This is a genomic window from Streptomyces sp. GC420 (genome assembly GCF_009916105.1).
In the GTDB taxonomy this organism is placed as follows: domain Bacteria; phylum Actinomycetota; class Actinomycetes; order Streptomycetales; family Streptomycetaceae; genus Streptomyces.
The window spans coordinates 1-5,380 of sequence record NZ_JAAAXQ010000467.1; the positions used below are offsets into that span (position 1 = coordinate 1).

At 72.1% G+C, this 5,380-nt stretch carries 6 protein-coding genes and 1 pseudogene; 6 read left to right on the forward strand and 1 reads right to left on the reverse strand.

All coding sequences use genetic code 11. From position 1 onward, the window contains the following. The 3 genes and pseudogenes from GUY61_RS40855 to GUY61_RS34100 form a co-directional block, all read left to right on the forward strand. Nucleotides 1-312: pseudogene (locus GUY61_RS40855) on the forward strand (hypothetical protein); the annotation flags it as partial. After that, the gene (locus GUY61_RS34095; protein WP_166634189.1) at nucleotides 264-1,859 is read left to right on the forward strand and encodes an MFS transporter; all 1,596 of its coding nucleotides are present in this window, start codon (nucleotides 264-266) and stop codon (nucleotides 1,857-1,859) included. The pseudogene GUY61_RS40855 and the gene GUY61_RS34095, both read left to right, overlap by 49 nt. A gap of 135 nt (nucleotides 1,860-1,994) precedes the next feature. Beyond that, nucleotides 1,995-2,504: a potassium channel family protein gene (locus tag GUY61_RS34100; protein WP_166634190.1), complete on the forward strand. Its 510-nt coding sequence runs from the start codon at nucleotides 1,995-1,997 to the stop codon at nucleotides 2,502-2,504. Between the two features lie 145 nt (nucleotides 2,505-2,649). Here the strand turns inward: GUY61_RS34100 and GUY61_RS34105 are convergent, their stop codons facing one another. Next, nucleotides 2,650-3,621 (reverse strand): alpha/beta hydrolase, encoded by a 972-nt coding sequence (locus GUY61_RS34105; RefSeq protein WP_166634191.1) that lies wholly within the window; start codon nucleotides 3,619-3,621, stop codon nucleotides 2,650-2,652. 198 nt (nucleotides 3,622-3,819) lie between these two features. On the opposite strand from GUY61_RS34105, the gene GUY61_RS34110 reads away from it, so the two are divergent. The 3 genes from GUY61_RS34110 to GUY61_RS34120 all read left to right on the forward strand — a co-directional run. Further along, nucleotides 3,820-4,278: a MarR family winged helix-turn-helix transcriptional regulator gene (locus tag GUY61_RS34110; protein ID WP_166634192.1), complete on the forward strand. Its 459-nt coding sequence runs from the start codon at nucleotides 3,820-3,822 to the stop codon at nucleotides 4,276-4,278. Nucleotides 4,279-4,481: 203 nt separating this feature from the next. After that, nucleotides 4,482-5,021: a hydrogenase maturation protease gene (locus GUY61_RS34115; protein WP_166634193.1), complete on the forward strand. Its 540-nt coding sequence runs from the start codon at nucleotides 4,482-4,484 to the stop codon at nucleotides 5,019-5,021. After that, a partial coding sequence (locus GUY61_RS34120) for an acylphosphatase (RefSeq protein ID WP_166634194.1) occupies nucleotides 5,018-5,380 on the forward strand: 363 nt, incomplete at its 3' end. The genes GUY61_RS34115 and GUY61_RS34120, both read left to right, overlap by 4 nt.

Here is a 5,380-nt window from a genome sequence, read left to right on the forward strand (position 1 = left end):
ATCATGCCCGATGGCGAGGTCGTGCGGCAGACGAAGATCTTCACCGCCGACGCCCTGGTGGCCGAGGTACCCCTGCGCTCCTCGCTGACGCCGGCGACCCGGATGGGCACGGCCCCCGAGTGGGCACGGGGCGCCGGTCCACTCGGCCGCGGCGGCGGACACCTCCGCGAGCGCCTCGACCATGAACCCGTTTTGCCCTCGTATGCTCACATTCGCTCGCTCCGCACACCGGTGGAGCGTTCCGACGGCCCCGGAGGTGCGCGGTGGGACGCTGGCGGGCTCTCGCCGTTCTCGGAGCGGCCCAGTTCCTGATGGTCCTGGACACCTCGGTGATGAATGTGTCGATCAGTCGACTCGTGGAGGATTTCGACACCGAGGTCACCGCCATCCAGGGCGTCATCACCTTGTACACCCTGGTGATGGCGGCCTTCATGATCACGGGTGGCAAGCTCGGCGACATGCTGGGACGCCGCCGCGCGTTCAGTCTCGGACTGATCATCTACGGGACGGGCTCGGCGATCACCGCGGCGGCCCCGACCCTCGGGGTCCTGGCGATCGGCTGGTCCGTCATCGAGGGGCTCGGCGCGACGCTGGTACTCCCCGCGCTCGCGGCGCTGGTCGCCGGCACCTATCGCGGCCGGGACCGCGCCGTCGCCTACGGGGTGATCGGCGGCCTCGCGGGGGCGGGAATCGCGGTGGGACCGCTGCTCGGCGGATGGGTGACGACGTACCTGACGTGGCGTCTGGTCTTCGCCGCGGAAGTGGTGGTGGTCGGGGCCCTTCTGCTGGGTGCGCGGCTGATCGAGGACCAGCCCCGGCCGGACCCGCGGCCGCGGCTCGACACCGCGGGTGCCGTCCTCTCCGCGCTCGGCCTTGCCCTGGTGGTGCTGGGAGTGCTGCAGAGCAGTACCTGGGGCTGGCTGCAGCCGCGCAACCCGCCGTTCACGGTGCTCGGTTTCTCCCCGACGCTCTTCGTCGTCGCCGCCGGATGCGTCGTCCTGGGGCTGTTCCGGAGCTGGGAGCGGCGGCGGGAAACCGGACGACGGGAACCGCTGGTGCGCTTCTCGCTCTTCGGCATTCCGCCGCTGCGCTCCGGTCTCGCCATGCTGCTCAGTCAGAATCTGATTCTGCTGGGCCTGTTCTTCACCATCCCCCTCTATCTTCAGGTGGTACAGGGGCTCGACGCCTTCGAGACTGGTCTGCGGCTGCTGCCCGTGTCCGTCACCATGCTGGTGGCCGCGATGTGCGGCCCGCTGCTCGGCCGGATCGCCGCACCGCGTGCCATCGTCCGGCTCGGCCTGTTCGTGCTCCTCGTATCGATCGTCTGGCTCCTCGCCGGCATCGATGCCGCCCTCGACGACCTGCAGTTCGCCCTCGCCATGGCGCTGCTCGGACTGGGCATGGGGCTGCTCGCCTCGCAGTTGGGGAACGTCGCGCAGTCGAGCGTCGGGGAAGCCGAACGCAGCGAGGCCGGAGGGCTCCAGTACACCGCGCAGAACCTGGGCTCCTCGCTGGGTACCGCGCTCATCGGTTCCCTTCTCATCGGGGCGCTGGTGAACGCCTTCACCACACAGATCGAGGACCACCCCGAGATCTCGGACGCGGCACGCGAGCAGACGGGCATCGCCATCGAGGCGGGGGTCAGCTTCGTGAGCACCGGCCAGATCCGGGCGTCGGCCGCCCGGGCCGGCCTGCCCCCGTCGGAGGCGGACGCGCTCGTCGGCGCCTACGCGGACGCCCAGCTCGACAGCCTGAAGGCCGCGGTTCTGGGTACCGGGGGCATCGCGCTCGCGAGTTTCGCCTTCACCGGGAATCTGCCGACGGAGCGGCTCGCACGGGCCACGGGCCGGGCCCGCTGACGGCCGGCCGGCCATGGCCGACCTCGGCACCGCTCGCCATCGCACAGAGAAGGAAGGCACATGACCGAGCACCGTTCCGGATCCGGACAAGCGCCAGCGCCCCGGCCCGGGCCCGAAGAGCCCGCGGCTCGCCGGATGCCCTCCCGCGCGACCGTGATCGCCACGGTGCGAACCGTCTTCATCACTACGGGGCTGATCCTGGCCTACTACCTGATCCCCATGGACGAGGAGTTCACGGTCGGCACGACCGTCGGCCTTGTCGTCGGACTGCTCGCGGTGGCCGTGTTCTTCGTGTGGCAGATCCGTATGATCGAGCGCTCCTCCTCCCCCCGACTACGGGCGGTCGAGACCGTCGCGAGCGTCCTGCCGCTGTTCCTCCTGCTCTTCGCGACTGCCTACCATCTGCTGGAACGCGCCGAACAGGGCAGCTTCACCGAGCCGTTGAGCAGAACCGACGCCCTGTACTTCGCTCTGTCCACGTTCAGCACGGTTGGATTCGGCGACATCACGGCCAGTTCGGAGACGGCCCGCGTCATGACGATGCTTCAGATGGCGGGCGGCCTGCTGATCTTCGGCCTCGCGGCCCGCGTCATGGTGAACGCCGTACAGGCCGGTCTGCGGCGCCGGCAGACAGATGCCGGTTGACGGGGATCGGGGGGACGGTCGCGGGCGCGGCCGTGTCGCACGGCCCGGCGGCCGGCCGGCGCACGCCTCGGGGCCCAGGCCGCCGCACCGTGTACGGGCGGGCGGTCCGGGCCCCGCGTCGGGGAGTTGGCGCCTCGGGCGGCGTTCAGGCGGCGGTGCCCAGGGCGGCGCGGAGGGTGGCGACGGCCTGATTGATGGCGGCTTCGGCGGCGTGGGTCTCGCGCAGGGCGTTGAGCATCACGAAGTCGTGGATGATGCCCTGGTAGCGGACGGCCGTGACGGGCACGCCGGCTTCGCGGAGCTTGGCCGCGTAGGCCTCGCCCTCGTCGCGCAGAACGTCGGCCTCGCCGGTGATGACCAGGGCCGGGGGCAGCCCGGTCAGCTGCTCGGTGGTGGCGCGCAGGGGGGAGGCGGTGATCTGCGCACGCTCGGCCTCGTCGGTGGTGTACTGGTCCCAGAACCACTGCATGGCGTCGCGGCGCAGGAAGTAGCCCTCGGCGAACCGGTGGTACGAGCCGGTGTCGAAGGCGGCGTCGGTGACGGGGTAGAACAGCACCTGCTGGACGAAGGTGACATCGCCGCGCTCCTTGGCCATCAGGGTCAGCGCGGCACTCATGTTCCCGCCGACGGAGTCCCCGGCCACGGCCAGGCGCGAGCCGTCCAGCCCGTGCGAGGCGCCCTCACCGGCGATCCACCGGGCGACGGCGTAGCCCTGCTCGATGGCGACCGGGTAGCGGGCCTCGGGCGACAGGTCGTACTCGGGGAAGACGACGGCGGCACCCGCGCCGACCGCCAGTTCGCGCACGAGGCGGTCGTGGGTGTGGGCGTTGCCGAACACCCAGCCGGCGCCGTGGATGTAGAGCACCACCGGCAGGTCCCCCTCCACGCCCGCGGGCCGGACGATCCGGACCCGGACGGACCCGGTGGGCCCGCCCTGCACGGTGATCCACTCCTCGTCGACCGCGGGCTTGCCCGTCTCACCGGACTGCACGTCGTCGACGGTCTTGCGCCCCTCCAGGGGACCGAGGTCGAAGAGGTAGGGCGGGTTCGCGGTCGCCTCCGCGAAGGCGGCGGCGGCGGGCTCCAGAACCGGGCGGACGGTGTTGGTCTCGGACATGGCGCACTCCAGGGCTCAGGGGCCGGGGCTGTTGTCCCGGTCCGTCTGCTTGCCGTACCCACCGTTCCGGCGGGCACACCAAGACATTAGCGCCCGATTAAGTTGTGCGCAACTTAATCGCTCGCGATAAGATTGCGAGTATGGACAGCGGTACGATGGGAGACCGCTGTGCCGCTCACCGAAGCGAGGAAAGACGCCATGCCCGCAGCCGCGCACGACAACGCCGCACGGGGCTCGCAGCTGCTGGACGACCAGCTCTGCTTCGCCCTCTACGCCGCCTCACGCTCGGTCACACAGCGCTACCGCCCCCTGCTGGACGAACTGGGACTGACCTATCCGCAGTACCTGGTGATGCTCGTCCTGTGGCAGCAGGACTCGATCTCCGTGCGCGATCTCGGAACCGCGCTCCAGTTGGAGTCCAGCACCCTCTCCCCACTCGTCAAGCGCCTCGAGGCGAACGGTCTGGTGCGCCGGGAACGGCGCACGGACGACGAACGGTCCGTCGCCGTGCGCCTCACCGCAGCGGGTGCGCTCCTCCGGGAGCGGGCACGCACGGTCCCCCTGGCCATCGGGGACGCCATGGGCCTCACACCCGAACAGGACGCCACCGCCAAACAGCTCCTGCGTCTGCTGACCGCCAACGTCTCACGCGGCTGACCCGGCCCGGCAGCCGGCCGGGCCGGGTCCCCGCCCCGCGGGCACCGGCTCGACCGCACCGGCGTACCGCGGCGGCCCCGCCGAGGAGGGCCGCCCGGACCGCGGGGCGGGCCTTTCGGCCCCACCACGCCGGGCCGCCGCGCGGGGCACGCTGGGAAAGAACGTGTCCGCCAGAGCGGGAAGACCGGGAAAGGAGCAGAGAGATGGCCGTCTCCACCCAGATCGCGGTGATCGGCGTCGGCAACGAGTTCCGGCACGACGACGGATTCGGCTGGGCCGTCGTCGACCGGCTCCGGGAGCGCGCGGCCGACCGGCCCCTGCCGCCGGGCACCGTGCTGGCCGTGTGCGACGGGGACCCGGGCCGGCTCATCGGCCTGTGGGAGAACGCGGCGCTCGCCGTGGTCCTCGACGCCGCACACGGCCACCCGGCACACCCCGGACGGGTGCACCGGCTGGAACTGGAAGGCGCCGCCCTGGCCAGGACCGGCACCACCAGCTCCCACGGGCTCGGGCTCGGCGAGGCTGTGGAGCTCTCCCGCATCCTGGGCCGCCTCCCCGAGCAGTTGGTCGTCTACGCCGTCGAAGGCGCCGACGACTCCCTCGGCCGTGGCCTGTCGGACCCCGTCGCAGCGCAGATCGCCCCGGTCGTCATGGCGGTGGAGCACGAGATCGTCCGCCACCGCGACGCCGCCGCCCACGGATCGGGAGGCGGTACGGCAGAAGGAGGCGGCACGCCGCCATGACCGCCGCGCGGGCCGGACAGCACATCGAGGTATACGGCACGGTCCAGGGCGTGGGCTTCCGCCCCTACGTCCACCGCGTCGCCACCCGTCTGGAGCTGGACGGCTGGGTGCGCAACTCCGACGGCCACGTGGAACTGACCGTGGCCGGGCACCCCGCCGCCCTGCGCGAGCTCACGGGCCGGCTGCGGCACGGTGCCCCGCCGCTCGCCGCGGTGCGCAGGGTGCGCGTCCGCCCGCTGCCGGACACCGGCCTGCCGTCTCCCGGCAGCGGCTTCGCCGTCCACCACAGCGCCCCCGTGACCGGCTCCCCCGCCGCCGCGCGCGCCGCCCCTGCCCCCGCTCACCGCGAGATACCACCG